The sequence below is a fragment of the Pseudomonas sp. JV241A genome (assembly GCF_900275665.1).
Classification (GTDB): Bacteria; Pseudomonadota; Gammaproteobacteria; order Pseudomonadales; family Pseudomonadaceae; genus Aquipseudomonas; species Aquipseudomonas wadenswilerensis.
In genome coordinates, this window is record NZ_OPYO01000013.1 from 73,637 (window position 1) to 97,407 (window position 23,771).

General features: G+C 62.6%; 26 protein-coding genes. 15 read left to right on the top strand and 11 right to left on the bottom strand.

Going from position 1 to position 23,771, the window contains the following annotated elements:
• The first annotated feature begins 8 nt into the window (after nt 1–8).
• Both JV241A_RS06950 and JV241A_RS06955 read left to right on the top strand, forming a co-directional pair.
• Entirely contained in the window at nt 9–1,406 is a 1,398-nt protein-coding gene (locus tag JV241A_RS06950) for a PLP-dependent aminotransferase family protein (protein ID WP_134061725.1), read from the top strand.
• A 115-nt stretch (nt 1,407–1,521) separates the two neighbouring features.
• The gene (locus JV241A_RS06955) at nt 1,522–3,462 is read left to right on the top strand and encodes a methyl-accepting chemotaxis protein (RefSeq protein WP_134061727.1); all 1,941 of its coding nucleotides are present in this window, start codon (nt 1,522–1,524) and stop codon (nt 3,460–3,462) included.
• Between the two features lie 39 nt (nt 3,463–3,501).
• On the opposite strand, the gene JV241A_RS06960 is transcribed toward JV241A_RS06955, so the two are convergent.
• The gene (locus tag JV241A_RS06960; RefSeq protein ID WP_134061729.1) at nt 3,502–4,695 is read right to left on the bottom strand and encodes a benzoate/H(+) symporter BenE family transporter; all 1,194 of its coding nucleotides are present in this window, start codon (nt 4,693–4,695) and stop codon (nt 3,502–3,504) included.
• A gap of 146 nt (nt 4,696–4,841) precedes the next feature.
• Here JV241A_RS06960 and JV241A_RS06965 point away from each other — a divergent pair, with 146 nt between their 5' ends.
• Nucleotides 4,842–5,444 carry a glutathione S-transferase family protein gene (locus tag JV241A_RS06965; RefSeq protein WP_115085851.1) on the top strand — a complete coding sequence of 201 codons (603 nt, stop codon included), beginning with the start codon at nt 4,842–4,844 and terminating at the stop codon, nt 5,442–5,444.
• Nucleotides 5,445–5,448: 4 nt separating this feature from the next.
• Here the strand turns inward: JV241A_RS06965 and JV241A_RS06970 are convergent, their stop codons facing one another.
• From JV241A_RS06970 to JV241A_RS06990, 5 genes are all read right to left on the bottom strand, one after another.
• A complete protein-coding gene (locus JV241A_RS06970) occupies nt 5,449–5,817 on the bottom strand; it encodes a glutathione S-transferase N-terminal domain-containing protein (protein ID WP_115085852.1) in 369 nt (122 codons plus the stop codon).
• Between the two features lie 59 nt (nt 5,818–5,876).
• Nucleotides 5,877–6,422: a GTP cyclohydrolase I FolE gene (gene folE / locus JV241A_RS06975; protein ID WP_038994069.1), complete on the bottom strand. Its 546-nt coding sequence runs from the start codon at nt 6,420–6,422 to the stop codon at nt 5,877–5,879.
• 69 nt (nt 6,423–6,491) lie between these two features.
• Nucleotides 6,492–7,049 (bottom strand): Smr/MutS family protein, encoded by a 558-nt coding sequence (locus tag JV241A_RS06980; RefSeq protein WP_134061731.1) that lies wholly within the window; start codon nt 7,047–7,049, stop codon nt 6,492–6,494.
• 52 nt (nt 7,050–7,101) lie between these two features.
• Nucleotides 7,102–7,422, bottom strand: coding sequence for a hypothetical protein (locus tag JV241A_RS06985; protein WP_115085857.1), 321 nt, complete (start codon nt 7,420–7,422; stop codon nt 7,102–7,104).
• A 76-nt stretch (nt 7,423–7,498) separates the two neighbouring features.
• The gene (locus JV241A_RS06990) at nt 7,499–8,089 is read right to left on the bottom strand and encodes a cysteine hydrolase family protein (RefSeq protein ID WP_010224084.1); all 591 of its coding nucleotides are present in this window, start codon (nt 8,087–8,089) and stop codon (nt 7,499–7,501) included.
• A gap of 189 nt (nt 8,090–8,278) precedes the next feature.
• Here JV241A_RS06990 and prmB point away from each other — a divergent pair, with 189 nt between their 5' ends.
• Nucleotides 8,279–9,187 (top strand): 50S ribosomal protein L3 N(5)-glutamine methyltransferase, encoded by a 909-nt coding sequence (gene prmB / locus JV241A_RS06995; RefSeq protein WP_115085858.1) that lies wholly within the window; start codon nt 8,279–8,281, stop codon nt 9,185–9,187.
• 84 nt (nt 9,188–9,271) lie between these two features.
• Here prmB and JV241A_RS07000 read toward each other — a convergent pair whose 3' ends face one another.
• Together JV241A_RS07000 and JV241A_RS07005 are read right to left on the bottom strand one after the other, a co-directional pair.
• Nucleotides 9,272–10,069 carry a hypothetical protein gene (locus JV241A_RS07000; protein WP_134061733.1) on the bottom strand — a complete coding sequence of 266 codons (798 nt, stop codon included), beginning with the start codon at nt 10,067–10,069 and terminating at the stop codon, nt 9,272–9,274.
• A 106-nt stretch (nt 10,070–10,175) separates the two neighbouring features.
• Entirely contained in the window at nt 10,176–11,138 is a 963-nt protein-coding gene (locus tag JV241A_RS07005; RefSeq protein WP_115085860.1) for an alpha/beta fold hydrolase, read from the bottom strand.
• A 133-nt stretch (nt 11,139–11,271) separates the two neighbouring features.
• Here JV241A_RS07005 and aroC point away from each other — a divergent pair, with 133 nt between their 5' ends.
• From aroC to JV241A_RS07020, 3 genes are read left to right on the top strand one after another with little or no spacing between them, the layout of a single operon-like run.
• Complete coding sequence (gene aroC, locus JV241A_RS07010) at nt 11,272–12,363, top strand: chorismate synthase (RefSeq protein ID WP_134061735.1); 1,092 nt, start codon at nt 11,272–11,274, stop codon at nt 12,361–12,363.
• Nucleotides 12,364–12,401: 38 nt separating this feature from the next.
• Nucleotides 12,402–13,550 carry an MFS transporter gene (locus tag JV241A_RS07015; RefSeq protein WP_115085861.1) on the top strand — a complete coding sequence of 383 codons (1,149 nt, stop codon included), beginning with the start codon at nt 12,402–12,404 and terminating at the stop codon, nt 13,548–13,550.
• Between the two features lie 36 nt (nt 13,551–13,586).
• A complete protein-coding gene (locus JV241A_RS07020) occupies nt 13,587–14,105 on the top strand; it encodes an acireductone dioxygenase (RefSeq protein WP_115085862.1) in 519 nt (172 codons plus the stop codon).
• 59 nt (nt 14,106–14,164) lie between these two features.
• Here the strand turns inward: JV241A_RS07020 and JV241A_RS07025 are convergent, their stop codons facing one another.
• Nucleotides 14,165–14,437, bottom strand: a complete 273-nt coding sequence (locus tag JV241A_RS07025; protein ID WP_115085863.1) for a DUF3509 domain-containing protein — start codon at nt 14,435–14,437, stop codon at nt 14,165–14,167.
• A 274-nt stretch (nt 14,438–14,711) separates the two neighbouring features.
• Between JV241A_RS07025 and JV241A_RS07030 the strand changes: the two genes are divergently transcribed.
• On the top strand, nt 14,712–15,236 hold the full coding sequence (locus JV241A_RS07030) for an ankyrin repeat domain-containing protein (protein WP_134061737.1): 525 nt from the start codon (nt 14,712–14,714) through the stop codon (nt 15,234–15,236).
• A gap of 60 nt (nt 15,237–15,296) precedes the next feature.
• Entirely contained in the window at nt 15,297–15,827 is a 531-nt protein-coding gene (locus tag JV241A_RS07035; RefSeq protein WP_134061739.1) for a hypothetical protein, read from the top strand.
• Here JV241A_RS07035 and JV241A_RS07040 read toward each other — a convergent pair.
• Complete coding sequence (locus tag JV241A_RS07040) at nt 15,824–16,765, bottom strand: ZIP family metal transporter (RefSeq protein WP_115085866.1); 942 nt, start codon at nt 16,763–16,765, stop codon at nt 15,824–15,826. The two genes, JV241A_RS07035 and JV241A_RS07040, sit on opposite strands and share 4 nt — an antisense overlap.
• A gap of 129 nt (nt 16,766–16,894) precedes the next feature.
• On the opposite strand from JV241A_RS07040, the gene JV241A_RS07045 reads away from it, so the two are divergent.
• Entirely contained in the window at nt 16,895–17,086 is a 192-nt protein-coding gene (locus tag JV241A_RS07045; protein ID WP_045195289.1) for a PLDc N-terminal domain-containing protein, read from the top strand.
• 33 nt (nt 17,087–17,119) lie between these two features.
• On the opposite strand, the gene JV241A_RS07050 is transcribed toward JV241A_RS07045, so the two are convergent.
• A complete protein-coding gene (locus JV241A_RS07050) occupies nt 17,120–17,593 on the bottom strand; it encodes a methylated-DNA--[protein]-cysteine S-methyltransferase (RefSeq protein ID WP_115085867.1) in 474 nt (157 codons plus the stop codon).
• A gap of 185 nt (nt 17,594–17,778) precedes the next feature.
• Here JV241A_RS07050 and JV241A_RS07055 point away from each other — a divergent pair, with 185 nt between their 5' ends.
• The 5 genes from JV241A_RS07055 to JV241A_RS07075 all read left to right on the top strand — a co-directional run bounded on the left by JV241A_RS07055 (nt 17,779) and on the right by JV241A_RS07075 (nt 23,769).
• The gene (locus tag JV241A_RS07055; protein WP_115085868.1) at nt 17,779–19,854 is read left to right on the top strand and encodes an LTA synthase family protein; all 2,076 of its coding nucleotides are present in this window, start codon (nt 17,779–17,781) and stop codon (nt 19,852–19,854) included.
• Between the two features lie 59 nt (nt 19,855–19,913).
• The gene (locus tag JV241A_RS07060) at nt 19,914–21,317 is read left to right on the top strand and encodes a hypothetical protein (protein WP_134061741.1); all 1,404 of its coding nucleotides are present in this window, start codon (nt 19,914–19,916) and stop codon (nt 21,315–21,317) included.
• Nucleotides 21,318–21,390: 73 nt separating this feature from the next.
• A complete protein-coding gene (locus tag JV241A_RS07065) occupies nt 21,391–21,627 on the top strand; it encodes a hypothetical protein (RefSeq protein ID WP_115085870.1) in 237 nt (78 codons plus the stop codon).
• Between the two features lie 190 nt (nt 21,628–21,817).
• Nucleotides 21,818–22,150 carry a ribonuclease E inhibitor RraB gene (locus tag JV241A_RS07070; RefSeq protein WP_010226349.1) on the top strand — a complete coding sequence of 111 codons (333 nt, stop codon included), beginning with the start codon at nt 21,818–21,820 and terminating at the stop codon, nt 22,148–22,150.
• A 209-nt stretch (nt 22,151–22,359) separates the two neighbouring features.
• A complete protein-coding gene (locus JV241A_RS07075; protein WP_115085871.1) occupies nt 22,360–23,769 on the top strand; it encodes a circularly permuted type 2 ATP-grasp protein in 1,410 nt (469 codons plus the stop codon).
• Nucleotides 23,770–23,771 lie beyond the last annotated feature (2 nt).

Genomic DNA, 23,771 nt, shown 5'->3' on the forward strand with positions numbered 1-23,771 from the left:
ACTTTGCCATGCACCTCAGCCTTGATCGTCACTCCGCCATCCCACTGGTACAGCAATTGACTGGGCAACTGCAGGCCTGGATCGAAGGCCAGCGCTTGCGTCCCGGTAGCCGCTTGCCGTCGATACGTCAGTTGGCCCGGGAGCAGGGCGTCAGCCAGTCCTGCGTGATCGAAGCCTACGACCGGCTGGTGGCAGCAGGCTGGCTGGAGGCGCGCCATGGCGCCGGATTTTTTGTCGCTGAACAGCGCCTCAAGACACCTCTGGTCGATCAGCCGATCCGCGACGAAGCGTTCGACAGCCGCTGGCAGCAATTCACGGACGATCCGGGCGAGCTGCTCAAGCTGTGCTGTGGCTGGGTGCCCTCCAGCTGGCGCGCCACCGAGGCGATTGCCCAGGCAGTGCGTCAGGTCAGCCGTGGCGCGGTCGATGAGCTGATCGACTATTGCCCGCCACTGGGCCTGGCCAGCCTGCGTACCCAATTGCACAAGGGCCTGGGGCAGATCGGCATCCACGCTGCGCCCGAGCAGATCCTCACCACTCAGGGCGCCAGCCACGCCCTCGACCTGCTGGTGCGCACCCTGCTCAAGCCAGGTGACAAGGTGCTGGTGGAAAGCCCGGGTTACTACAACCTGTACAGCCTGTTGCGCCTGCATCAAGTCGACATGCTCGAAGTGCCGCGTACCCCGCACGGTCCCGATCTGCAGGTGCTGGAGGACCTGCTCAAGCAGCACCGCCCGCGCTGCCTGTACATCAACAGCCTGTACCAGAACCCCACCGGCAGCAGCCTGTCGCCCAAGGTCGCCTATCGCTTGCTGGAACTGGCCCGTGAACATGACCTGCTGATCATCGAGGACGACATCTACGCGGACTTTCAGGACGGTACAGTCACGCGTCTGGCAACCCTGGATGCCGAGCAGCGGGTGATCTACCTGGCCAGTTTCTCCAAGACCCTGAGCAGTTCGCTACGGGTCGGCTACCTGGTGGCCGGGCCTGAGCTGGTCGCCCGCCTGGCAGAACTGAAAATGGTCAGCGGGCTGGGGACTTCGCGCTTTACCGAGCAGGTGGTGGCGCAGATGCTTGGCAACGGCAGCTACCGAAAAAGCACGGCACGCCTGCGCCTGCGCCTGGCCCAGCACATGGCCAAGGCCCTGGGGCAACTGGAGGCCAACGGCTGGGAAGTGTTCACCGAGCCCTATGGCGGCATGTTCGTCTGGGCCCGTTGCCCGGGGCGCAGTTTTGCCGAGCTCAACCACGAGGCGCAGGCCTGTTCGGTGCTGTTGGCGCCGGGCAGTGCCTTCGATCCCCTGGGCGCTGCCTGCGACTGGTTGCGGATCAATGTCGCCTATGCCCAGGACCAACGGGCACAGACGTTCTTCCAGCGCGCCGGGCGACCTCGGCTGTCCTGAAAACGACGCAACTGTAGCTTTTTGCCATTATTCCGACGCCGGGATCTTGTGCCACCAGCCACGCCATTGCCACTCTTCACGCTTGATGCATTTGCGGGCAGCAGGGGGAAGTGCGATGAGTTCGGCCAAGCGTGGTTTTTTCGCCAACCTGGGCATGGCCCGCAAGCTCGGGCTGGGGTTTGCCCTGGTCTTGCTGCTGACTGCCGTGGTGGCGGCAGCGGGAGTTGCCGCCCTGCATAGCGTCGGGCAACGCTTCGACGGTTTGAAGCAGATGGCGGCGCTCAATACCGCGCTGCTCGACACTCGCTTGCAGGAACAGGCATTCGCCCTGCGCTCCGATCCCATGGCGGTAGAAGCAGTGCACCAGCGCCTCGAAGCCCTGCAAGAGCAAGCACGGGCGCTGCCGCAACTGAGCGGCGTCGAGCAGGCGCTGAACGATTACCGCCAGGCCTTCGACCAGTTCGTCGAGCTGACCCAGGCCAAGGAGCTGGCGCTGGACATGGCCAGTTGGTCAGTCTCCAGTGTTGCCAACAACCTCGATGTGCTGCAGTCGGGGCTGGCCGATGATGGCACCTATACCCTCAAGGATAGTCAGGGCCAGCAGGGCGCCGAGTTCGTAGAGCAGGCCGGGCAAGTCGCTCAGGTTGCCCGCTTGATGTTGCAGGCCATGGATGAGGCGCGGGTGCGCCTGGAGCAGAACCGCAAGGGCGCCGAAGATGCGCGCCAGGGGCGCATCGAACAGACCGAACAAGCCGCTGCCCTGGTCGAGCAGTTGAAGACTGCGGTAACCGACGCCGGCTATCAAACCGTGCTTGGCGAAGTCAGCACGCATATCGCCAGTTTCAGCGAGAAGCTTGCCGAGTACACCGATCTGCTTGGCCGTGAGCAGCAGCTCAAGCAGCAATTGCAGGCGCGGGCCGAGCAGGTCACCCGTCAGGTCGATCAAGCCTATCTCGCTGAAGACCAGGCCATGCAAGGCGAGTTGCAGCGCAACGCCGTGCTGATCCTCGCTGCCTCGCTGCTGGCATTGCTGGCGGGCGTGCTGGCGGCCTGGTTGATCACCCGCGCGGTGGTCGGGCCGTTGCGGCAGGTAATGGGCCGGGCCCAGCAGATTGCCGCCGGCGACCTGCGCGGCGAAATCAGTATCGATCGGCGTGACGAGGTCGGCCAGCTGATGCTGGCCATGCAGCAGATGGGCACAGGCTTGAGCGCGATCGTCAGTGGCCTGCAAAACGGTATCGAACAACTGGCCAGCAACGCCCAGTCGCTGTCGGCGGTCACCGAGCAGACCAATCGCGAGGTCAACAGTCAGAAGGACGAGACCGAGCAGGTGGCCACCGCCATGCAGCAGATGACCGCCACCGTGCATGATGTTGCACGCAACGCCGAAGAAGCCGCCCTGGCGGCGCAAACGGCGGATGACAAGGTCGAGAGCGGCCAGCAGGTGGTGCGCCAGAGCATGCAGCGAATCGAGCAGTTGGCCAGTTCCGCCGAGTCGGCCAGCCAGAGCATCGACAACCTCAGCAGCGAAGTGCAGAACATCGGTCAGGTGCTGGAGGTGATCAAGAGCGTCGCCGAGCAGACCAACCTGCTGGCGCTCAACGCCGCCATCGAAGCTGCACGGGCCGGCGAGCAGGGCCGGGGCTTTGCCGTGGTTGCCGACGAGGTGCGGGCACTGGCGCGGCGCACCCAGCAATCGACCGAGGAGATCGAGCGCCTGGTCAGCAGCTTGCGCAGCGGTGCCCAGGCTTCGGTAGCGCAGATCCAGGGCAGTGCCGAGCTGGTCAAGTTGGCCGTCAGCGATGCCCTGCACACTGAAAGCGCACTGGGCAGCATTGCCGCAGCGGTGTCGTTGATCCAGCAGATGAACCAGCAGATTGCTGCGGCAGCGCAGCAGCAGAGCTCGGTGGCCGAGGAAATCAACCGCAGCGTCACCCAGATCCGCAGCAGCGCCGATCAGTCGGCATTGGCCATGCAAGGCAACGCCAGCTCAAGTATCGAGCTGGCGCAGTTGGGCAACGACTTGAAGGGCATGGTCGGGCATTTTCGCCTGTAGGAGCGGCGCTGGGGTGCCCCGACTTGCCCCGCGATTTGCCTACGCCGATTTACGCCAGTTGAGGATCATCAAGGTCAGCACCCCGGCGACAATCCCCCAGAACGCCGAACCGATCGAGAACAGGGTAAAGCCAGACGCTGTGACCATGAAGGTAATCAGCGCCGCTTCCCGCTCTTTGGCTTCGTTCATCGCCACGGTCAGGCCGTTCATGATCGAGCCGAACAGCGCCAGGGCAGCGATCGACAGCACCAGCTCCTTGGGCAGGGCTGCGAACAGCGCCGCAAGGGTGGCGCCGAAAACGCCAGCGATACCGTAGAAGATCCCGCACCAGACCGCCGCGGTATAACGCTTGTTCGGGTCTTCATGGGCGTGCGGCCCGGTGCAGATCGCCGCGCTGATGGCCGCCAGGTTGATGCCGTGGGAGCCGAACGGCGCCAGCACCAGCGAAGCCAGGCCGGTTACCGAGATCAGTGGCGAGGCGGGTACCTGGTAGCCATCCGCACGCAGTACGGCGACACCGGGCATGTTCTGCGAAGTCATGGCAACCACGAACAGCGGAATGCCGATGCTGATAGTGGCGGCCAGGGAGAAGCTTGGCGTGGTCCACACCGGGGTGGCCACTTCCAGGCTGAAACCGCTGAAATCAAGCAGGCCCATGGCGCCGGAAAGGGCGGTACCCACGACCAAAGCGGCCAGCACCGAGTACCGCGGCGACACGCGCTTGATCAGCAGGTAGCTGAAGAACATCCCCAGCACCAACGCGGTCCGATGCTGGGCGGCAATGAAGATTTCGCTGCCGATCTTGAACAGGATCCCGGCCAGCAGCGCCGAGGCCAATGATGCCGGAATGCGTTTGACCAGGCGCTCGAAGCTGCCGGTCATTCCGCAGATCACCACCAGCACCGCACAGGTGATGTAAGCGCCGATGGCTTCGCCGTAGCTGACCCCGCCCAGGCTGGTGATCAGCAACGCCGCCCCGGGGGTCGACCAGGCAACGGTGATCGGCGTGCGATAGCGCAGCGACAGGCCGATGCTGCATATCGCCATGCCGATCGACAGCGCCCAGATCCAGGAGGAGATTTGCGCGGTGGTCAAGCCGGCTGCCTGGCCGGCCTGAAACATCAGCACCAGCGAGCTGGTGTAGCCGGTGAGCATGGCGATGAAGCCGGCCACGACCGCGGAAGGGGATGAGTCGGCCAAAGGGCGCAATTGCGCAGACGTGGCGTCGGACATGGGGCTTTCCTTGTTCTGGGTGTAAGCAGTTTTTTCAGACTAACGCGCAGACTGTTGATCTTTGCCATACAGCAGGCATTGCAATTAGCCGTACAGTCGCCAACTATGGGCGCGGGTTCGATTCAGCATTACGAAGAGGGGGAGCGATGTACAAGGTTTACGGCGACTACCAGTCGGGCAACTGCTACAAGATCAAACTCATGCTGCACCTGCTTGACCTGCCTTACGAATGGCACTCGGTGGATATCCTCAAGGGCGAGACGGAAACCCCGGCGTTCCTGGCCATGAACCCCAACGGCAAGGTGCCGGTACTGGAGCTCGAGGATGGCACCTATCTGTGGGAATCCAATGCGATTCTCAACTTCCTCGCCGATGGCAGCGAATTCCTGCCTACCGAACCGCGCTTGCGCACCCAGGTGCTGCAATGGCAGTTCTTCGAGCAGTACAGTCATGAGCCGTACATTGCCGTAGCACGTTTCATCCAGTTCTACCTGGGGCTGCCGCAAGACCGGCTGGAGGAGTACAAGACGTTGCACAAGGGCGGCTACAAGGCCCTGCGGGTGATGGAGAAACAGCTGCAGCTAACGCCGTACCTGGTGGGCGATACCTACTCGATCGCCGATGTGGCGCTGTACGCCTACACCCATGTCGCCCATCAGGGTGGGTTCGACCTCAATGAATACCCGGGCGTTCAGGCATGGCTGGAGCGTGTGGCCAGCCATCCCCGTCACGTGACCATGCTCGGTTGAGCGATCAGGCGGCAAAACGCTTGTTGAGGTAGTCGATGATCACCTTGGATTCATACATCCAGGTGGTCTTGCCGTCTTCCTCGATGCGCAGGCATGGCACCTTGATCTTGCCACCTTCGGCGAGCAGGGTCTGGCGATCCTGTTCGTTGTTCTTGGCATCACGCAGCGCCACCGGCACGTTCAGGCGGTGCAGGGTGCGGCGGGTTTTCACGCAGAACGGGCAGGCGTGAAACTGATACAGGCTCAGGCCGCTGGCTTGCTGTTCGACCTGGGCCTGGGCGGCCGGGTCGCGCTTGAGCTTGGCTGGGCGGCTGATCCAGTCACCGAACACAATCAACTGGCCAAGGCCCACACGCAGTGCTTTGACGATCATGGCAACTCCTCAGAATAAAAAAAGCCGACCACGACAGGTCGGCTTGCAGTCTGGCCCGATTACTTGATCAGGCTGAGAAACTCGCTGCGGGTCGCGGCGTTTTCGCGGAATTCGCCGAGCATCACCGAAGTGATCATGGTCGAGTTCTGTTTTTCCACACCGCGCATCATCATGCACATGTGCTTGGCCTCGATGACCACCGCCACGCCCAGGGCGCCGGTGACCTGCTGGATCGCTTCGGCGATCTGGCGGCTGAGGTTTTCCTGGATCTGCAGGCGACGGGCGTACATGTCGACGATCCGCGCCACCTTGGACAATCCCAGGACCTTGCCGTCAGGGATGTAGGCAACATGGGCCTTGCCGATGAACGGCAGCATGTGGTGCTCGCACAGCGAGTACAGCTCGATGTCCTTGACCAGGACCATTTCGCTGTTATCGGAGCTGAACAGGGCGCCGTTGGTCACTTCTTCCAGGGTTTGCTCATAACCGCGGCAAAGGTACTGCATGGCCTTCGCAGCCCGCTTGGGCGTGTCGAGCAGGCCCTCGCGGGAGACATCCTCGCCAAGCTGGCCAAGGATCGCGGTGTAGTTCTGTTCCAGGGACATGGATCTACCTGTGGGATTTATCGCAAACGCGAAGGGTACGGCGGCGACGGCGGCGCTGCAAGTACGGCGTTACTCGTCACGGCCTTCGAGCATGGTTCGCTTGAGCATGACATACACCGCGCCCGTACCGCCATGGCGGGCCTGGCACGAAGTAAAGCCGAGTACTTGCGGGTGCTGGCGCAGCCAGGTGTTGACGTGGCTCTTGATCATCGGCCGCTTGCCATCCAGGCGTACCGCCTTGCCGTGGGTGACGCGCACGCAGCGCACTTCGAAGCGGGTGGCCTCGGCGAGGAAGGCCCAGAGGGTTTCCCGGGCTTTTTCGACGGTCATGCCATGCAGGTCGAGACTGCCTTCAAAGCCGATCTGGCCGAGCTTGAGCTTGCGCATCTGGCTTTCCTGGACGCCGTCACGGCTCCAGTGCAGGTCGTCTTCGGGGCCGACATCAATGACAAACTGGTCCGACAGGCCGTCGACCACGGTCTGGTCGCTGCGCACTGTCGCGGCCTGGCGCAGGCTCGCCAGCTTTTTGCGGTCGGCCTTGGGTTTGCCGACCTCGGCGCGATCATGCGTGATCGGCTTGACGCCGCGCATCTCGCTTTTGAACAGGGAAAATTCGTCGTCTTGCATGTAAGCCTCCGCCTGGGCGGCGTAGTTTACGCGACTCCCCTAAGGCGTGCAGTCAATCGTGTTTTTTCATCAGGTGCGGTGACAGGTTGAGCTCGCGGCTGCGGCGCAGACGCAAGCGGCTGCGGCGCCAGAACCAGATGCCCAGGTACAGCAGTAACAGGCCAAGGCCGAGCAAGATGCTGGCGCCAGCCGGGTTGGCATTGAGCTCGCCCAGGGCAGCGGGGCGGCCCAGCAGGCTGGCGGCGCCGGCCATGGCCAGCAGCACGCCGGCAGTTGCCAGTAACGCCGAAAACGCCGCAGCCAGGCGCATGCCCCAGTTACGGGGCGTGCGGGGGCGCAAGCGCTTGGCATCAAAACCATCGGATATTTTCATTCCGATTTCCTCTATGGATATCCGGCGTTGGACCGAAAAGCCGTGAGGTGGTTCCGCCCGGCTGCCGGGCGGTCGCTCAGATCAGGCTGGTAGTCGGCGCCACACAGGCAAAGTTGTCGGCCATGATCGCCATTTCGCTCTGCTGGATCTGCGCCGCAGGGATGACGCCATCCTTGAACGGAAGGTCGCGGGTGGCGCAGGCATCTTCGATCAGGGTGCAGCGGTAGCCGTAATCCTTGGCCCGGCGCACGGTGGTGCTGACGCTGGAGTGACTCATGAAGCCGCAGACGATCAGGTCCAGGTGGCCGTATTTCTGCAGGGTCTCATGCAGGGTGGTGTTCTTGAAGGCGTTGGGCATGCGCTTTTCGATGATCACTTCGTCACCCTGTGGCTCCAGGCCCGGGATGAATTCACCGCGTGGGCCCTGCGGGTCGAACATGCCGCCGACGGTACCCAGGTGACGCACGTGGATGATCGGGCGCCCGGCCTTGCGGGCCGCCTCGAGCATTTTAGCGATGTTGGCCACGGCCGCGTCCATGCCCGAGAGCGCCAGAGGACCGCTGAGGTACTCCTTTTGCGCATCGATAATCACCAGGCTGGCGTTGTTCAGCTTGGCCGGCGGATAACCGCGACCGCTGAGGTGGAACATCGTCGTTGGAACAGACATCAAGGGCTCCTTTGGATAGGGCTTTTACCCTATTGTCCCCTGCCTGAGCACTTATGTGAATCGCTTCGCGTACAACCAGCGTCGTTAGTGGCCTGCAGCCACCTTGGCGATATCCTTACAAGGTGTTTTTGCCGATCATTTCTTTGGCCGGGCTGTTAGAATCGCAGGTCGTCTTTCAAGGAGTCTGTTGTGATCACTTCTCGCTTGCGCACCCTGCGCGATCATATCCGTTGGGCCGTCAGCCGTTTCCACGAGCATGGCCTGTTTTTCGGTCATGGCGCCGACAACGCCTGGGATGAAGCGCGGCTGCTGGTGCTGGGCTCGGTGCACCTGCCCTGGGAAGTCGCCGACGCCTACCTCGACTGCCAGCTGGAAGACGATGAGCTGGTCAACCTGCAGCGTATGCTCAAGCGCCGTATCGAAGACCGCGTGCCCACGGCTTACTTGCTGGGTGAAGCCTGGTTCTGCGGCTTGTCGTTCATTGTCGATGAGCGCGTGCTGATCCCGCGCTCGCCGATTGGCGAGCTGATCGAAAAGCGCTTCGAGCCATGGCTGGCCGGTGAGCCGGCACGCATCCTCGACCTGTGCACCGGCTCCGGTTGCATCGGTATCGTCAGTGCCGAAGTATTCCCCGAGGCTGAGGTGGTGCTCGCCGACCTGTCCTTCGAGGCGCTGGAAGTCGCCAACCAGAACATCGAACGTCACGGCCTGGAAGAACGCGTTTATACCGTGCAGGGCGATGGTTTCGCCGGTCTGCCGGGTCAGCGTTTCGACCTGATCCTGTCCAACCCGCCGTATGTCGATGCCGAAGACTTTGCCGACATGCCCGAGGAATACCACCACGAGCCGGAGCTGGGCCTGGCGTGCGGCAATGACGGCCTGGACCTGGTGCGGCGGATGCTGGCCGAAGCAGCGGATCACCTGACCGAGAAGGGCTTGCTGATTGTCGAGGTGGGCAACAGCCAGGTGCATGTCGAGGCGCTTTATCCGCAAGTGGATTTCGCCTGGCTGGAGTTCGAGCGCGGCGGGCACGGGGTGTTCATGCTCACGGCTGAGCAGTGCCGTCAGCACCAGGGGTTGTTTGCCTCGAAGGTGTAAGGCTTCAGGTTTGCAGTGAATCTATCGCTGGCAAGCCAGCTCCCACAATTGCCCTTGTGGGAGCTGGCTTGCCAGCGATGCTTTTTAGCGGTGAGTCGCAATCCAGATCAACAACCCCGCCTGAAACACCGCAAAGGCCACCAGGCAGGTGATGGTAAAACGCAGCCCACTGTCTTCGCGGCGGTACTTGCTGACCCGCTCATCACGCTCGCGCAGTTGCGCCTCTTTTTCCTGCAAGTTCTGCTCGGCCTGTTGCAGCATCTGCGCGGCATCGAGAATCTCGACCCGCTGCAGCTTGTCACTGTTCCAGGCGCCCTTGAGTTCACCGACCTGCACATCGACAAAGCGCCCCTTCAGGTGCTGGGCATCGGCGTACTCGACCTCCAGGCCATGGCTGCGCAGCACATGGTCACGGCGCAGGCGGGTGTCTTCGTTGAGGGCGTCCTTGCTTGGCAGGGCAGCACCTTCGACTCGGTAATGCGGCCACTTGCGCTGCGCCCATTGCACTGCCTGGTTCAGCAGGAAGCGCCCCAGGCCACGGTTCAGCGGCTCGATCTGCAGGCCTGAATCGGGGGTGAAAGTTACGCGTTTTTCTTCATGGTCGACCCACACATCCAGGTGGTTCTGTTCCTTGCGCACCTTTTGCGCCGGCAGCTGGATAGCCATGCGCAGCAGGCTGGTCTGCTTGTTGTGGCGTTCGGCATAGCCGTACTGGACAAAGCGCAGCGGCCGCGCACCGCTGTTGCGGTCGGTCGGCAACGGCGCCAGGCGCAGCATCTGGAAATGTTCGGGGGCAACATCGGCCCAGGGCAGTGGGGCGGCCTCCGGTGCTGCCTGCTCGGCAGTCGTCTCGGCGGTGTCCTGGGGGGCGGCTTCGGTCATCACGGCAATCCTCATGTGCGCAGCGGGCTGGTCGCATTGACGATGCCAGCACCGCTATATCGGCAGGATTGTCCTGGGCTGGAGGCGTAATTTCTGCGATTTGGCCTCAGCTGGCAGGCAACCGCTGAATGAAGTCGATAACGCGCTGGCCCAGTTCGGCCGCTTGCGGCAGTTGCGGATCAAGATAGCTGTCACGTTGCTGGCTGATTTCCTCGGGGGCAATGCGCAGCATGTGGTTCATGCCCTTGATCACTGCAAGCTCGGCATCCGGCTTGGCGGCCTTGAGGATTTCGGCGTTGTCGACATTGACCTGGAAGTCATGGGTGCCCTGGATGATCAGTGCCGGTACCTTGACCTTGGCAAAGGCATCCGCCGGGTCCTGGCGGAACAGCGAAATCAGGTAGGGCTGCACGCTCGGGCGCAGTACGTCCTGCAGGGGCAGGGGCACCCGGGAGGAGGTCTTGCCGTTTTTAAGGCGATCGAGGATGTCCCCGGCACTGGCCATGTAGCGCCCGGGTACCCGCTCAAAGATCTGTGCACGCAACGCCTTGTCGATCGGCCAGCCGCTGCCGGCGATGCTGATTACGGCACTGGCGCCGCTTTGCTCGGCGGCCAGGCTGGCGATCAGCGCACCTTCGCTGTGGCCAAGCAGGATCAGGCGGCCGAAGCGCGGGTCGGCCTTGATCTTCTGGCTCCAGGCCACCGCGTCGGCGACGTAGCGCTCCACCGTCAGGTCGCGTTCATCCGGGGTGGCCGCCAGGCTCGCAGCGACGCCGCGCTTGTCGTAGCGCACGCTGGCGATATTGTTTTTCGCCAGGGTCAGGGCCAGTTGCTTGAGGTTGTCGGTGTTGCCGCCGTAAGGATTGTTGCCGTCGCGGTCGGTGGGCCCCGAGCCGGCAATGATCAGCACCACCGGTGGCGGCTGCTCGGTGCGCGGCAACAGCAGGCTGCCATGTAACACGCCGCTGCCGGTGTCGAGGCTGACCGGGCGCTGGAATACGGTGGGGGCAGCAGCCTGGACCAGGCCGCTGAACAGCAGGGCGATTACTGCAACAATACGCAACATCATCAGGCCACTATCGAGAGAGTGCGGTTTGGACCGGGCCGGGCGCAGAAGGTTCGCCGTCAGGGATGAACTGAATGGTTAGCCTGCGTATACTGGCGGCCTTGTTCAAATCTGGCTGATTCGCGGAGCGTCCTGCATGTCCGGCAATACCTACGGCAAGCTGTTCACTGTCACCACCGCTGGCGAAAGCCATGGTCCGGCGTTGGTCGCCATTGTCGATGGCTGCCCGCCGGGCCTGGAAATTTCCCTGGCCGACCTGCAGCACGACCTGGATCGGCGCAAGCCCGGCACCAGCCGCCACACCACCCAGCGCCAGGAAGCCGACGAAGTCGAAATCCTCTCGGGAGTGTTCGAAGGCCGCACCACCGGCTGCTCCATCGGCCTGCTGATTCGCAACACCGACCAGAAGTCCAAGGACTACTCGGCGATCAAGGACCTGTTCCGACCGGCCCACGCCGACTACACCTATCACCACAAGTATGGTGAGCGTGACTACCGCGGCGGTGGCCGCAGCTCGGCGCGGGAAACCGCCATGCGCGTGGCCGCCGGCGCCATCGCCAAGAAGTACCTGGCCAGCCAGGGCATCCGCATCCGTGGCTACATGAGCCAGCTCGGCCCGATCGAAATCCCTTTCAAGACCTGGGACTCGGTGGAGCAGAACGCCTTCTTCAGCCCTGACCCGGACAAGGTCCCGGAGCTTGAGGCGTACATGGACCAGCTGCGCCGCGACCAGGATTCGGTCGGGGCGAAGATCACCGTGGTGGCCGAAGGCGTCATGCCTGGCCTGGGCGAGCCGATCTTTGATCGCCTGGATGCCGAGCTGGCCCACGCGCTGATGAGCATCAACGCGGTCAAGGGCGTGGAAATCGGTGCAGGCTTTGCCAGCGTCGCCCAGCGCGGTACCGAGCACCGTGACGAGCTGACCCCGGGAGGTTTCCTCAGCAACAACGCCGGCGGCATTCTCGGCGGTATTTCCTCCGGTCAGCCAATCGTTGCCCACCTGGCCCTCAAGCCGACCTCTAGCATCACCACTCCGGGCCGTTCCATCGACGTCGATGGCAACCCGGTTGAAGTGATCACCAAGGGCCGTCACGACCCGTGCGTGGGTATCCGTGCCACGCCAATCGCCGAAGCAATGATGGCTATCGTGCTGATGGATCACCTGCTGCGTCACCGCGGGCAGAACGCCGACGTGCGAGTGAAGACGCCGGTGCTGGGCCAGCTGTAATGCTGGCACCTGCCATTCGCGCTGCGGCTCGCTGAGCCGTGGCGCCGATTCCCTACTGGCGGCTGTCCAGTTTCTACCTCTTTTACTTCGCCTTGCTCGGCTCGACAGCGCCGTTTCTGGCGTTGTATTTCGATCACCTGGGTTTTTCCAGTGCGCGCATCGGCGAGCTGGTCGCCATTCCCATGCTGATGCGTTGCGTGGCCCCCAACCTGTGGGGCTGGCTGGGTGACCGCAGTGGCCAGCGCTTGCTGATCGTGCGCGTGGGCGCCGTGTCGACCCTGGCGACCTTTTCGTTGATCTTTTTCGGCAAAAGCTATGCCTGGCTGGCGCTGGTGATGGCCCTGCATGCGTTCTTCTGGCATGCGGTATTACCGCAGTTCGAGGTCATCACCCTGGCCCACCTGCAAGGGCAGACCGCACGCTACAGCCAGATCCGTCTGTGGGGCTCGATCGGCTTCATCCTCACCGTGGTCGGCCTTGGCCGGCTGTTCGACGGCTTGAGCCTGGATATCTACCCGGTCACGCTGGTGATCATCATGGCCGGTATCGTCCTGGCCAGCGTCTGGGTGCCCAATGCCCAGCCACCAGGGCAGAATGATCGTACCGCCAGCGGCGGTTTTCTCAAGCAACTGGCCAGCCCCGGTGTTGCCGCGTTTTACCTGTGCGTGGCATTGATGCAACTGAGCCACGGCCCGTACTACACCTTTCTGACTCTGCACCTTGAGCACCTGGGCTACAGCCGCGGCACCATCGGCATGCTCTGGGCGCTGGGGGTGGTGGCCGAGGTGCTGATGTTCCTGGCCATGAGCTGGATCCTGGCGCGGGTGTCGCTGCGCCGGGTGCTGCTCGCCAGTTTTGCCCTGGCGGCAGTGCGCTGGGCGTTGCTGGGCAACTTTGCCGAGCACCTGGGCGTGCTGTTGCTCGCCCAGGTCTTGCATGCGGCCACCTTCGGCAGCTTTCACGCTGCCGCCATCGCCTTCGTGCAACGCAGCTTCGGCGCCCGCCAGCAAGGCCAGGGGCAAGCGCTGTATGCAGCGCTCGCCGGCACCGGCGGCGCCTTGGGCGCCTTGTACTCGGGGTACAGCTGGAACCTGCTGGGGCCGGCTACCACCTTTAGTATTGCCAGCGTCGCAGCCCTGGCTGCAGCCGTTATCATTGCACTTCGAATGAAAGAGGACAGGGCATGAGCCTTGGCCGTAAACCGGTAGTAAGGAGTTGCCCCGATGAGCAGCCTTAGCGTGTATCACCAGTCCACCCCGGACATTCCCAACAAGGTACTGACTCACCTGGAGGATATCGCCGCGACCCTGGCCGAGCAGGGCGTGCGTTTCGAGCGTTGGCAGGCAGCCGCGCCCATCCAGGCGGGCGCCAGCGATCAGCAACTGATCGGCGCTTATCAGCCTGGTATCGATGCGCTGAAGGCCGAGACCGGTTACGCCAGTGTCGAGGTGACCCGCGAAGCGGACGCCAGCTTGCTCGCCGAACATACCTGTGACGAAGATCGACTGCACTTTTTCGCCGCCGGGCGCGGGCTGGTCAGCCTGCGGATCGAGGACTACATCTATGCGGTGTTGTGCGAGAAGGGCGATTTGATCGGCGTGCCGGCAGGGGTTCGGCACTGGCTCGACATGGGCGAGGAGCCGCGGTTCGTGGCGATCCGGGTGTTCAACCGGCCGGAAGGTGGGCTTGCACAGTTTACTGGCGATTCGATTGCCAAGAATTTCCCGCGGCTTGACGACTGACAAACGCCATCGCGGGGCAAGCCCGCTCCTACAGGTAGGAGCGGGCTTGCCCCGCGAAGTTACCGATAAGTCGGCAAGGCAAACCGCTGCTGGCTCTGCAACAGCGAAATCACCGGCAACTCGCTGGCCTGTTCAGCCAGGTCGCGGCGAATCGCACTGATCGCCCACGACAGCTGTTCGGCACTGTGCAGTTGTGCATAAGAAATCGAGCGCTTGGTCTGGGTACCGTCCGTTGCCCGCAGGGTCAGCAGAATTCCACCGTCGGGGCGCGCCTGGGTGGTGACGTCGTAGGCGGAGAATACCGAGGCGAATTTTTCCTGGATAAGGTCCATATCAGCTCCTGACTGTTAGTGGCAGACATGGAGTGACAGGTGCAGCGACTGTGCCAGCTTTTGTTTTAAATAAAACTATTATTAATCAATGGTTTATAAATTTCATTGAAGCGCTCCGCCGTGCATTCTGCATGGTCGTGCATTCTGCACAGTGCATTTTGCAGTGCTGCCTCGGCCAATAGATTTCTTCTGTCATGGCCATGACTTATCCCCAGTTGACCCCGCGCGCTCCCTGACAAAGACTTGGGCCTTTCCGATAGCCAGGAGGTTCCCCATGTCTGACCAACGTAGCCCCACGCCCATGAACGACGACGAGGCTGCGGCGTTCGCCGAAGAGGTGTTCGACCGGGCGCGCAAGGGCGACGCGGTAATGCTCGGGCGCTTGCTGGAAAACGGCCTGCCGGTGAACCTGCGCAATGGCAATGGCGACACCTTGCTGATGCTTGCCAGTTACCACGGGCATCTGGATGCCGTCGCGGTGTTGCTCGAGTACGGTGCCGATCCGCAGATTGCCAATGACAAGGGACAGCTGCCCATTGCCGGCGCCGCGTTCAAGGGCAACCTGGAGATGGTCCAGCTGCTGGTGGATAAAGGCGCCGAGGTCGATGGCACTTCCGCTGATGGGCGCACCGCGCTGATGATGGCGGCGATGTTCAACCGCACCGTGATCGTCGATTACCTGCTGGCCAAGGGCGCCAACCCACGCCATCGTGACGCCCGTGGCGCCGATGCCCTGGGCGCTGCGCAAACCATGGGGGCTCCCGAGACTACCGAGCAGTTGCTCAAGCTGCTCGGCTAACCCTCCGGGGCCTTTTACGGCTATCCTTGGCGACTTTTTTCACCGTCGCAGGGCCCCTTCATGAAATCCCAACTGGTCGAACTCATCGGCAAAATCAGCGCTGGCTGCATGCGCGAAGAAGACATTGCGCGCATCGCCGACGAAGCCGCCCAGGCCTATGCCGACCCGCAGGCGTTCCTCGCCGCCAACCCGGACATCAACTACGACGACAGCTTCCCGATCCCGCTGGGTGAATGGATTGTCGTCGGCAGCCTGCCCGATACCGTGTTGTTCCAGGCCGATACCTACCAGGACCTGTTCGCCCAGATCGTCGACTCCTTTGACAAGACCGTGCCGTTCAACCTCAAGCCCAAGCAGTTGGCCAAGGTCGAGCCGCTGACCGCACTCAACCGCCTCCAGGTGCAAATGGGGGCGATGAACAAGGAAGCCGGCGGCTATGTGCTGATGAACTTCAGCCAGTTGCTCGACGATGAGCTGCAGATGGTACTGGTTGGCAACGACGACCTGCCGCGAGTGCTGGAGCTGTGCGCTGAAGTCGGCATCGCCGCAGCGCCGGCCCTGGAAGCGCTGCGGGTTGCCGTGCACGTTTAACCGAGAGCGGTATCGAGGAACATCATCACTGCAAAGCCGCCCATCAGGCCCAGGGTTGCCGAAGTCTGGTGGCCATTGCGGTGGGTTTCCGGGATCACTTCGTGGGATACCACGAAGATCATCGCCCCGGCAGCCAGGCCCATGCTCACCGGGTAGGCAATGGCAAAGCCGGTGGAAATGCCCAGGCCGATCACGGCGCCAATGGGCTCCATCAGGCCCGAACCGATCGCCACCAGCGCCGCCTTGAAGGTCGAAAGACCGGTTGCGCGCAGCGCCAGAGCCACAGCGAGGCCTTCGGGAATATCCTGGATAGCGATGGCGCTGGTCAGCGGCAGGCCGACATTGAGGTCGCCGCTGGCAAAGCTGACGCCAATGGCCATGCCCTCGGGCAGGTTGTGCAGGGTGATCGCCAGCACGAACAGCCACACCCGGTTGATCCGGTCCGCCTGCGGGCCGCACGGGCCGGTGCTTTCGTGTTCGTGCGGGGTGAAGCGGTCGAGGCCGAGCATCAGCAGCACGCCCAGGCCCATGCCGATCACCACCGTCAGTGCCGCGTAAGGGCCGTTGCCGGTGATCTCCCGGGCTGCGTCGAGGCCCGGCAGGATCAGCGAGAACGAACTGGCGGCGAGCATCATGCCTGCGGCAAACCCGAGCATCACATCCTGGGTGCGCGCGCTGATTTCACGCAGCACCACGGCCATGACCGCGCCCAGTGCGGTGGCGGCAAACCCGGCGAGGCCGCCGAGCATGGCCATGTGCAGGTTTTGCTGGTGGTCGCCATGCACGGCATTCCAGGCACTGGCGATCAGCAGACCGAGCACCACCAGCAAACTCAGACCCAGGCCTGCGCTAAGCCACGGGGTACTTTGTGCCTGTTGCAGCCAGGCGTTCCACAGTGGGACGGGGGCGGGGCTGCTGTGGCTGTGGGCGGGTGGCATAGGGACCTCTCTGGCGCAATTCGATGAAACGAGTGTAACCAGCGCTACAGGGCCGCGGCGAACGATTCGCCTCTATGGGGCTGATAGCCAGCTATCCTGAGGGGCAGGCTCGATCAAGGGAGCAACACCATGGGTTCTACTTTCAATAGCCTGGTTGGGCTGATCATCCTCGCCCTGGACATCTGGGCGATCATCAATGTGATCAAGAGCGGTGCCAGTGGTGGCGCCAAGATTCTCTGGATCCTGCTGATTCTGCTGCTGCCGGTACTGGGCCTGATCATCTGGGCGATCGCCGGGCCGCGGGGCAATGTGCGGCTGTAGCTCTGTGGGAGCGGGCTTGCCCCGCGATAATCTTCAGATCAACCAGGTCCCCTCCAGTTCCAACAGGATCTGCTTGCGCTCGATGCCCCCGGCAAACCCGGTGAGGGTGCCATTGCTGCCAATCACTCGATGGCAGGGGATGATGATTGCAATCGGGTTGGCACCATTGGCAGTGCCCACTGCCCGCACCGATCTGGGGTTGCCAATAGCCTGGGCAAGCTCGCCGTAGCTGCAGGTGGTGCCATAGGGAATGCGCTGCAGGGCCTGCCACACCTCGCGCTGGAACGGCGTACCCTGGGGGGCCAGGCGCACTTCGAATTGTTCGCGCTGACGGGCAAAGTACTGGTCCAGCTGGCGCGCCACATCGTCCAGCTGGTTGCTGGCCGGCTGCCAGTCCTCGGCCAGTTCCCAGGGTTGGGCGGCGTCCATGTGCAGCATGCGCAGGCCCTGATCGTCACCTGCCAATAGCAGCGGGCCAAGCGGGCTTGGGAGGTAGCGATAAAACATGGCGTAATGATCTCTTTGCTGATAACCCTGATTCTATTACGAAATTTTCACAATCGATTGCCGACAATTTGCGCGCGCAATTATCCGTTCGCCGAATGGCCGTGCAACGCGCTCGCGTTTAGGGCACATTTGCCGATTCGTTTTACCGCCTTCCTCGAACCTGAACCCTAGGGATCTTCCAATTCATGGCTACCACGGACGCCTTGAGTCAACAGCGGGCTGCATCGCGCCCGTTGCAAACGACGCTGAAATCGCATCTGGCCTACACCCTGCTGTGCGGTCTGGTGATCATGCTGATGCTCAGCCTGGTTCGCCTGGCCCTGCTGGTCTACAACAACGACATGATCGGCGACACGCCGATGTCGACCGTGGCCGAGGGTTTCCTCAATGGCCTGCGCTTCGACCTGCGGGTTGTGGTGTACCTTAGCATTCCGCTGCTGCTGGCAATCCTCAGCACCCGGGCGATGGCCGCGCGCGGCTTGTTCCGGGCCTGGCTGACCATCGCCTCGAGCATCGTCATGTTCCTCGGCCTGATGGAGATGGACTTCTATCGCGAGTTCCACCAGCGCCTCAACGGCCTGGTGTTCCAGTACGTCAAGGAAGACCCGAAAACCGTCCTGAGCATGCTCTGGTACGGCTTCCCGGTGGTGCGCTACCTGCTGGCCTGGGCCTTTGGCACCTGGCTGCTGAGCCTGCTGTTCAAGGGCATCGACCGCCTGACCCGGCCTAATGACGTGTATGAAAGCCAGATGGCCAGCGCAGCGCCCTGGTATGTGCGTGGCGTGGTGTTCTTCATGATCCTGCTGGTGGCGGTCATCGCTGCCCGCGGCACCCTGCGCCAGGGCCCGCCCATGCGTTGGGGCGATGCCTTCACCACCGACTCGAACTTCGTCAACCAGCTGGGCCTGAACGGCACCCTGACCCTGATCGACGCCGCCAAGAGCCGTTTCGGCGAGGACCGCGCCAACATCTGGAAGTCGACCATCGAGCAGGGCCTGGCTACCCAGACCGTGCGCGACATGCTGCTGACTGGCAACGACAAGCTGGTCGATGCCGACAGCGCTGCGGTGCGCCGTGATTTCATCCCGCCAGCGGACAACACCCTGCCGATCAAGAACGTCGTGGTGATCCTCATGGAGAGCTTCGCCGGTCATTCGGTAGGCGCCCTGGGCAGCCCGAACAACATCACCCCGTACTTCGACAAACTGGCGAAAGAGGGCTTGCTGTTCGACCGCTTCTTCTCCAACGGCACCCACACCCACCAGGGTATGTTCGCCACCATGGCCTGCTACCCGAACCTGCCGGGCTTCGAGTACCTGATGCAGACCCCGGAAGGCGGCCACAAGCTTTCAGGCCTGCCGGCGCTGCTCAGCGCCCGTGACTACGACGACGTCTACGTCTACAACGGTGACTTTGCCTGGGACAACCAGTCCGGTTTCTTCGGCAACCAGGGCATGACCACCTTCATCGGCCGTAACGACTTCGTCGATCCGGTGTTCTCCGACCCGACCTGGGGCGTGTCCGACCAGGACATGTTCGACCGCGGTAACGAAGAGCTGGCCCGGCACGATGGCAAGAAGCCGATCTACGCGCTGCTGCAGACCCTGTCCAACCATACGCCGTATGCGCTGCCGAAGGATCTGCCGGTCGAGAAGGTCACAGGCCAGGGCCGCCTGGACGAGCACCTGACCGCCATGCGCTACTCCGACTGGGCCCTGGGCCAGTTCTTCGAGAAGGCGCGCAAGGAGCCTTACTTCAAGGAAACCCTGTTCGTCATCGTTGGCGACCATGGCTTCGGCAACCACCAGCAGGTCACCGAGCTCGACCTCGGGCGCTTCAACGTGCCGCTGCTGCTGATTGCCCCGGGCATCCAGGACAAGTTCGGTGCGGTCAACCACACCGTGGGTACCCAGATCGACATCGTGCCGACCATCATGGGCCGCCTGGGCGGCGAAACCCGTCACCAGTGCTGGGGCCGTGACCTGCTCAACCTGCCGGCCGGTGATCCGGGCTTCGGCATGATCAAACCGTCGGGCAGCGAGCAGATCGTCGGCCTAGTCAAGGGCGATCGCATCCTGATCGAGGCCAAGGACATGTCGCCACGCATGTACCGCTACGAGCTGGGCGCCAACTTCAAGGCCGAGCTGATCGAAGCCCCGGACCAGAAGGACCTGACTCACAAGCTCGAGTCGTTCATCCAGACGGCGACCAAGAGCTTGCTGGACAACACCGCGGGTGTAGTGCACGGCACCCCGGAATAACGTCGTTGCTAGCGCTGTAAACAGGACCCCGGCTTGCCGGGGTCTTGGCTTTTTGTGCCATGGATGCTCAAATTGCGCGCCTCGGGAAGCGGGGGCTGGAATGGCGCCCATCAAAAAAGGATTTTTGCGTGCGAGTGTTCGTGTTGTTTGCCTGCCTGTGCCATTCACTGTTGGCGGTGGCCGATGTTGCCTCAGCGGATTACCAGACGCCCCCCGGCTGGCGCACCGAATGCTTGGGCCGGGTGCAGTTCGATGTACCCCAGGACATTGCCTGGCACGTTTCCAGTGGTTACTGGCAATACTACAATTTCGATCTCCCCGACCCCACGATCACCCCTGGGGACAAGCAGATTGCCTACGGCGAAGGGTTGACCGGCGAGCTGCCCTTTCTGGTCGACATCGAGGTCAGCCCGTTGACCACCCGTGCACTCTACGAACAGATCCGCTATGTGCAGAGCCTCACCCGTGGCCCGGCGCAGGAGCGGGTGGTGAAGGCGCAGATGGAGGCGCTGGATGCTGCCATCTCTGCGAGCCGTGACGATGAAGCGCGCTACAGGGCCCTGAGTGATCAGTACTACGACTTGCGTGAAAAGCTCCAGCGCATAGGCTATGTGACTTCGCAGCTGGTGGTGCTTGACGACATGATCAAGCAATTTACTGCCGAGGGGCGGCCGGTGGCGAAGCTGCAGGTCGAGCGCGATGCCTTCTTCGCGGAGCAGGCACAATGGCCGACCGATGTAGAGTACGAGCATGAGCGCTTTATCGAGCTGGGTGTGCCGGACGCCTCTGCAAACTGGTATGAAGGTAATCTGACTGCCTACCTGTGGCGCGATCAACGCATCTACCGATTCAAATTCTACAGTGGCGCCAATACGGCTACAGACACCGCTGCGCTGGCCCGGCTGGAGCCCAGGGCGCGCGCTGTGCTGGCCGCGTTCCGCACCCGCAAGCAATACGAAATTCCCCAGGACAACGGCTTCTGTGTGCCCTTCGGCTTCATTGCCGACGATGGCACACCGCGCCATGCCATCACCCTGGGCCTCAACCCTGCAGACAACCCGAAACTGCTGCACCGCCTGAGCATGAGCAGTGACAGCGACAAGGCCGTCGAGATGGTGCCGATGCTGCTGGATCGACTGATTGTCAACCCGTTTCCGATGCATATCAGTGTCGATAAGTTCGGGCCCTCAAGCGTGCGGATCGGTGCCGCCAAGGGCAGGTTCGGCGGCGCACGCTTTCGCGTCTATGAGCCTGACAGTCTCAAGCCGGCGGCCACTGAAACGTTCAGGATGGTCGCTGGCGCCGTGAGCTCCGGCTACCAGCCCACCGTGGTACTGGGAGTGACCGATGAACACTCCGAGCCGCCGCTGCAGTTCGAGCCCTCCAGGGACCAATTCCTGCGCACGCTGCAAAGCATACGTGCGCTGCCGGGCGGCCATCGCTTTGAGCCGCAAGTCGACTGAACAACCACCCCGCGGCGAGGTCAACGGAAGGTAGGCCAGATTCACCCTGAACATCGGTACAGAGGAGAGTCCAATGAAAGACTGGGTCATTACTTTTGTTGATCAGAAGGGCGAGCGTACCTCGCTGCCTCTCACCGCAGAGCTTGAGCCGAGCATCGAAGAGGCTGCGCGGCTGATTCGTACCCATCTGTTTCCGGTCATGGACGAACTGGACCTCACTGATTTCGAGGGCCGCACACCCTCGCCGACGGCCAAATGGCTGAAAGAGCAGAACGGGGTAGAGATCACCGCCATCACTGAAGCCCCCTGAACCCGCTGGCTGGCTGGCACGCCGGGCAATCAGGCGCTACGCTGCAGACAAGGTCGGGCAGTTTCTTCTGATTGTCCGGGCTTGCCGATCCACGTCACGCAACAGCTCGAATTGCCCCCGCACGTCTTGTGTGGCGGGCAGGTGCGTTTTGCACTGAAAGTCTATCCATCGGTAATGAGGAGGACGATTCATGAGCAGCCAATACGAGGACATCAGCAGCACGGTCTTGCGTCGGATGAAAGAAGGGGGGTTCAACTTCGCGCAGATTCATCCCATCGAGTTTTATGCGGTATTTCCGGACGAGGCACGGGCGCGGCGAGCGGCAGGAAAGTTTCGCGGCGAATCACTCAGTGCCCAAGTGCATGAGCGCGATGATGGCGCCTGGCATCTGGAACTGAGCAAGGTGATGTTTGCAACCTATGGCGGTATCGGCGAATTCGAACAGGATTTCGAGGCGGTGATTGCCCCGCTGGGTGGAGAAATAGAAGGCTGGGGCGTCAAGCAGGAGCGTCAGCTGGCCTGATCAAACGGTCCCACAGGGCGGCTCTGGCCGTCTGCCGTGGGCCGCTCGGCGCTTCGCAATGAAGCGCTGCCGTCAAAGCAACCGGGGCGGTTGCACAGATCTGGTGCGGCCGTTCTTCGCTTAAAACGCAACTTATTGAATAACAAGGAATTATGCCGCTGGCACGGGGCTTGCGATGGCTCGGGTGCACGGGTGACAAGGAGTTCGGCATGATCCGCACCTTTTATGACGAAATGTACGCCGCTGACGGCCAGGTCCGTCCGCACTACCGGGAGTTCGCCCGCTGGCTGGCCGAAACCCCGCCGGAACTGCTGGCCCAGCGTCGACGTGAAGCCGACCTGCTGTTCCACCGCGCCGGCATTACCTTCACCCTCTATGGCGACGAGCAGGGCACCGAGCGCCTGATTCCTTTCGATACCATCCCACGCAGCATCCCGGCCAGTGAATGGCGGGTGGTGGAGCGTGGCTGCATTCAGCGGGTGAAGGCGCTGAACCTGTTTCTCGCCGACCTGTACCACGACCAGCGCATCATCCGCGCCGGGATCATCCCGGCCGAGCAGGTCCTGGCCAACGACCAGTACCAGCTGGCGATGCAGGGCCTGGACCTGCACCGCAACATCTATTCGCATATTTCCGGGGTCGACCTGGTGCGTGACAGCGATGGCAGCTATTACGTGCTCGAAGACAACCTGCGTACCCCCAGCGGCGTCAGCTACATGCTCGAAGACCGCAAGATGATGATGCGCTTGTTCCCCGAGCTGTTTGCCGCCCAGCGCATCGCCCCCATCGATCATTACCCCAACCTGTTGCTCGATACCCTCAAGAGTTCCAGCCCGCTGGATAACCCCAGCGTGGTGGTGCTGACGCCCGGGCGTTTCAATAGCGCGTTCTTCGAGCACGCCTTCCTCGCCCGCGAGATGGGCGTCGAGCTGGTCGAGGGCGCCGACCTGTTCGTGCGGGATGAGCGGGTGTTCATGCGCACCACCGATGGTCCCAAGGCGGTGGATGTGATCTACCGGCGCCTGGACGATGCCTTCCTCGACCCGCTGGCGTTCAACCCCGATTCGATGCTTGGTGTGCCCGGGCTGCTGGCGGCCTATCGCTGTGGCAACGTGGTGCTGGCCAATGCCATTGGCACTGGCGTGGCCGACGACAAGTCGATCTACCCCTATGTCACCGACATGATCCGCTTTTATCTCGACGAGGAGCCGATCCTGAAGAACGTGCCGACCTGGCAGTGCCGCAAGCCTGAAGAACTTTCCCACGTGCTGGCGCACCTGCCGGAACTGGTGGTCAAGGAAACCCAGGGTTCCGGCGGCTACGGCATGCTGGTCGGTCCGGCGGCCACCCGTGCCGAGATCGAGGCGTTTGCCGCACGGATCAAGGCCCGGCCGGCGGCCTACATCGCCCAGCCAACGCTGTCGCTGTCGACCTGCCCGACCTTTGTCGAGAACGGCATTGCCCCGCGGCATATCGACCTGCGGCCTTTCGTGCTGTCCGGGCGCGAGACCCGGGTGGTGCCTGGCGGCCTGACCCGGGTCGCCCTGCGTGAAGGTTCGCTGGTGGTCAACTCGTCCCAGGGCGGCGGTACCAAGGACACCTGGGTGGTTGAGGATTAAGT

What these genes read in the sequence shown, in the direction of transcription:
- JV241A_RS06950 (WP_134061725.1), top strand. Translation starts at nt 9, where the DNA reads ATGCACCTCAGCCTTGATCGTCACTCCGCCATCCCACTGGTACAGCAA.
- JV241A_RS06955 (WP_134061727.1), top strand. Translation starts at nt 1,522, where the DNA reads ATGAGTTCGGCCAAGCGTGGTTTTTTCGCCAACCTGGGCATGGCCCGC.
- JV241A_RS06960 (WP_134061729.1), bottom strand. Translation starts at nt 4,695, where the DNA reads ATGTCCGACGCCACGTCTGCGCAATTGCGCCCTTTGGCCGACTCATCC.
- JV241A_RS06965 (WP_115085851.1), top strand. Translation starts at nt 4,842, where the DNA reads ATGTACAAGGTTTACGGCGACTACCAGTCGGGCAACTGCTACAAGATC.
- JV241A_RS06970 (WP_115085852.1), bottom strand. Translation starts at nt 5,817, where the DNA reads ATGATCGTCAAAGCACTGCGTGTGGGCCTTGGCCAGTTGATTGTGTTC.
- folE (WP_038994069.1), bottom strand. Translation starts at nt 6,422, where the DNA reads ATGTCCCTGGAACAGAACTACACCGCGATCCTTGGCCAGCTTGGCGAG.
- JV241A_RS06980 (WP_134061731.1), bottom strand. Translation starts at nt 7,049, where the DNA reads ATGCAAGACGACGAATTTTCCCTGTTCAAAAGCGAGATGCGCGGCGTC.
- JV241A_RS06985 (WP_115085857.1), bottom strand. Translation starts at nt 7,422, where the DNA reads ATGAAAATATCCGATGGTTTTGATGCCAAGCGCTTGCGCCCCCGCACG.
- JV241A_RS06990 (WP_010224084.1), bottom strand. Translation starts at nt 8,089, where the DNA reads ATGTCTGTTCCAACGACGATGTTCCACCTCAGCGGTCGCGGTTATCCG.
- JV241A_RS07000 (WP_134061733.1), bottom strand. Translation starts at nt 10,069, where the DNA reads ATGACCGAAGCCGCCCCCCAGGACACCGCCGAGACGACTGCCGAGCAG.
- JV241A_RS07005 (WP_115085860.1), bottom strand. Translation starts at nt 11,138, where the DNA reads ATGATGTTGCGTATTGTTGCAGTAATCGCCCTGCTGTTCAGCGGCCTG.
- aroC (WP_134061735.1), top strand. Translation starts at nt 11,272, where the DNA reads ATGTCCGGCAATACCTACGGCAAGCTGTTCACTGTCACCACCGCTGGC.
- JV241A_RS07020 (WP_115085862.1), top strand. Translation starts at nt 13,587, where the DNA reads ATGAGCAGCCTTAGCGTGTATCACCAGTCCACCCCGGACATTCCCAAC.
- JV241A_RS07025 (WP_115085863.1), bottom strand. Translation starts at nt 14,437, where the DNA reads ATGGACCTTATCCAGGAAAAATTCGCCTCGGTATTCTCCGCCTACGAC.
- JV241A_RS07030 (WP_134061737.1), top strand. Translation starts at nt 14,712, where the DNA reads ATGTCTGACCAACGTAGCCCCACGCCCATGAACGACGACGAGGCTGCG.
- JV241A_RS07035 (WP_134061739.1), top strand. Translation starts at nt 15,297, where the DNA reads ATGAAATCCCAACTGGTCGAACTCATCGGCAAAATCAGCGCTGGCTGC.
- JV241A_RS07040 (WP_115085866.1), bottom strand. Translation starts at nt 16,765, where the DNA reads ATGCCACCCGCCCACAGCCACAGCAGCCCCGCCCCCGTCCCACTGTGG.
- JV241A_RS07045 (WP_045195289.1), top strand. Translation starts at nt 16,895, where the DNA reads ATGGGTTCTACTTTCAATAGCCTGGTTGGGCTGATCATCCTCGCCCTG.
- JV241A_RS07050 (WP_115085867.1), bottom strand. Translation starts at nt 17,593, where the DNA reads ATGTTTTATCGCTACCTCCCAAGCCCGCTTGGCCCGCTGCTATTGGCA.
- JV241A_RS07055 (WP_115085868.1), top strand. Translation starts at nt 17,779, where the DNA reads ATGGCTACCACGGACGCCTTGAGTCAACAGCGGGCTGCATCGCGCCCG.
- JV241A_RS07060 (WP_134061741.1), top strand. Translation starts at nt 19,914, where the DNA reads ATGGATGCTCAAATTGCGCGCCTCGGGAAGCGGGGGCTGGAATGGCGC.
- JV241A_RS07065 (WP_115085870.1), top strand. Translation starts at nt 21,391, where the DNA reads ATGAAAGACTGGGTCATTACTTTTGTTGATCAGAAGGGCGAGCGTACC.
- JV241A_RS07070 (WP_010226349.1), top strand. Translation starts at nt 21,818, where the DNA reads ATGAGCAGCCAATACGAGGACATCAGCAGCACGGTCTTGCGTCGGATG.
- JV241A_RS07075 (WP_115085871.1), top strand. Translation starts at nt 22,360, where the DNA reads ATGATCCGCACCTTTTATGACGAAATGTACGCCGCTGACGGCCAGGTC.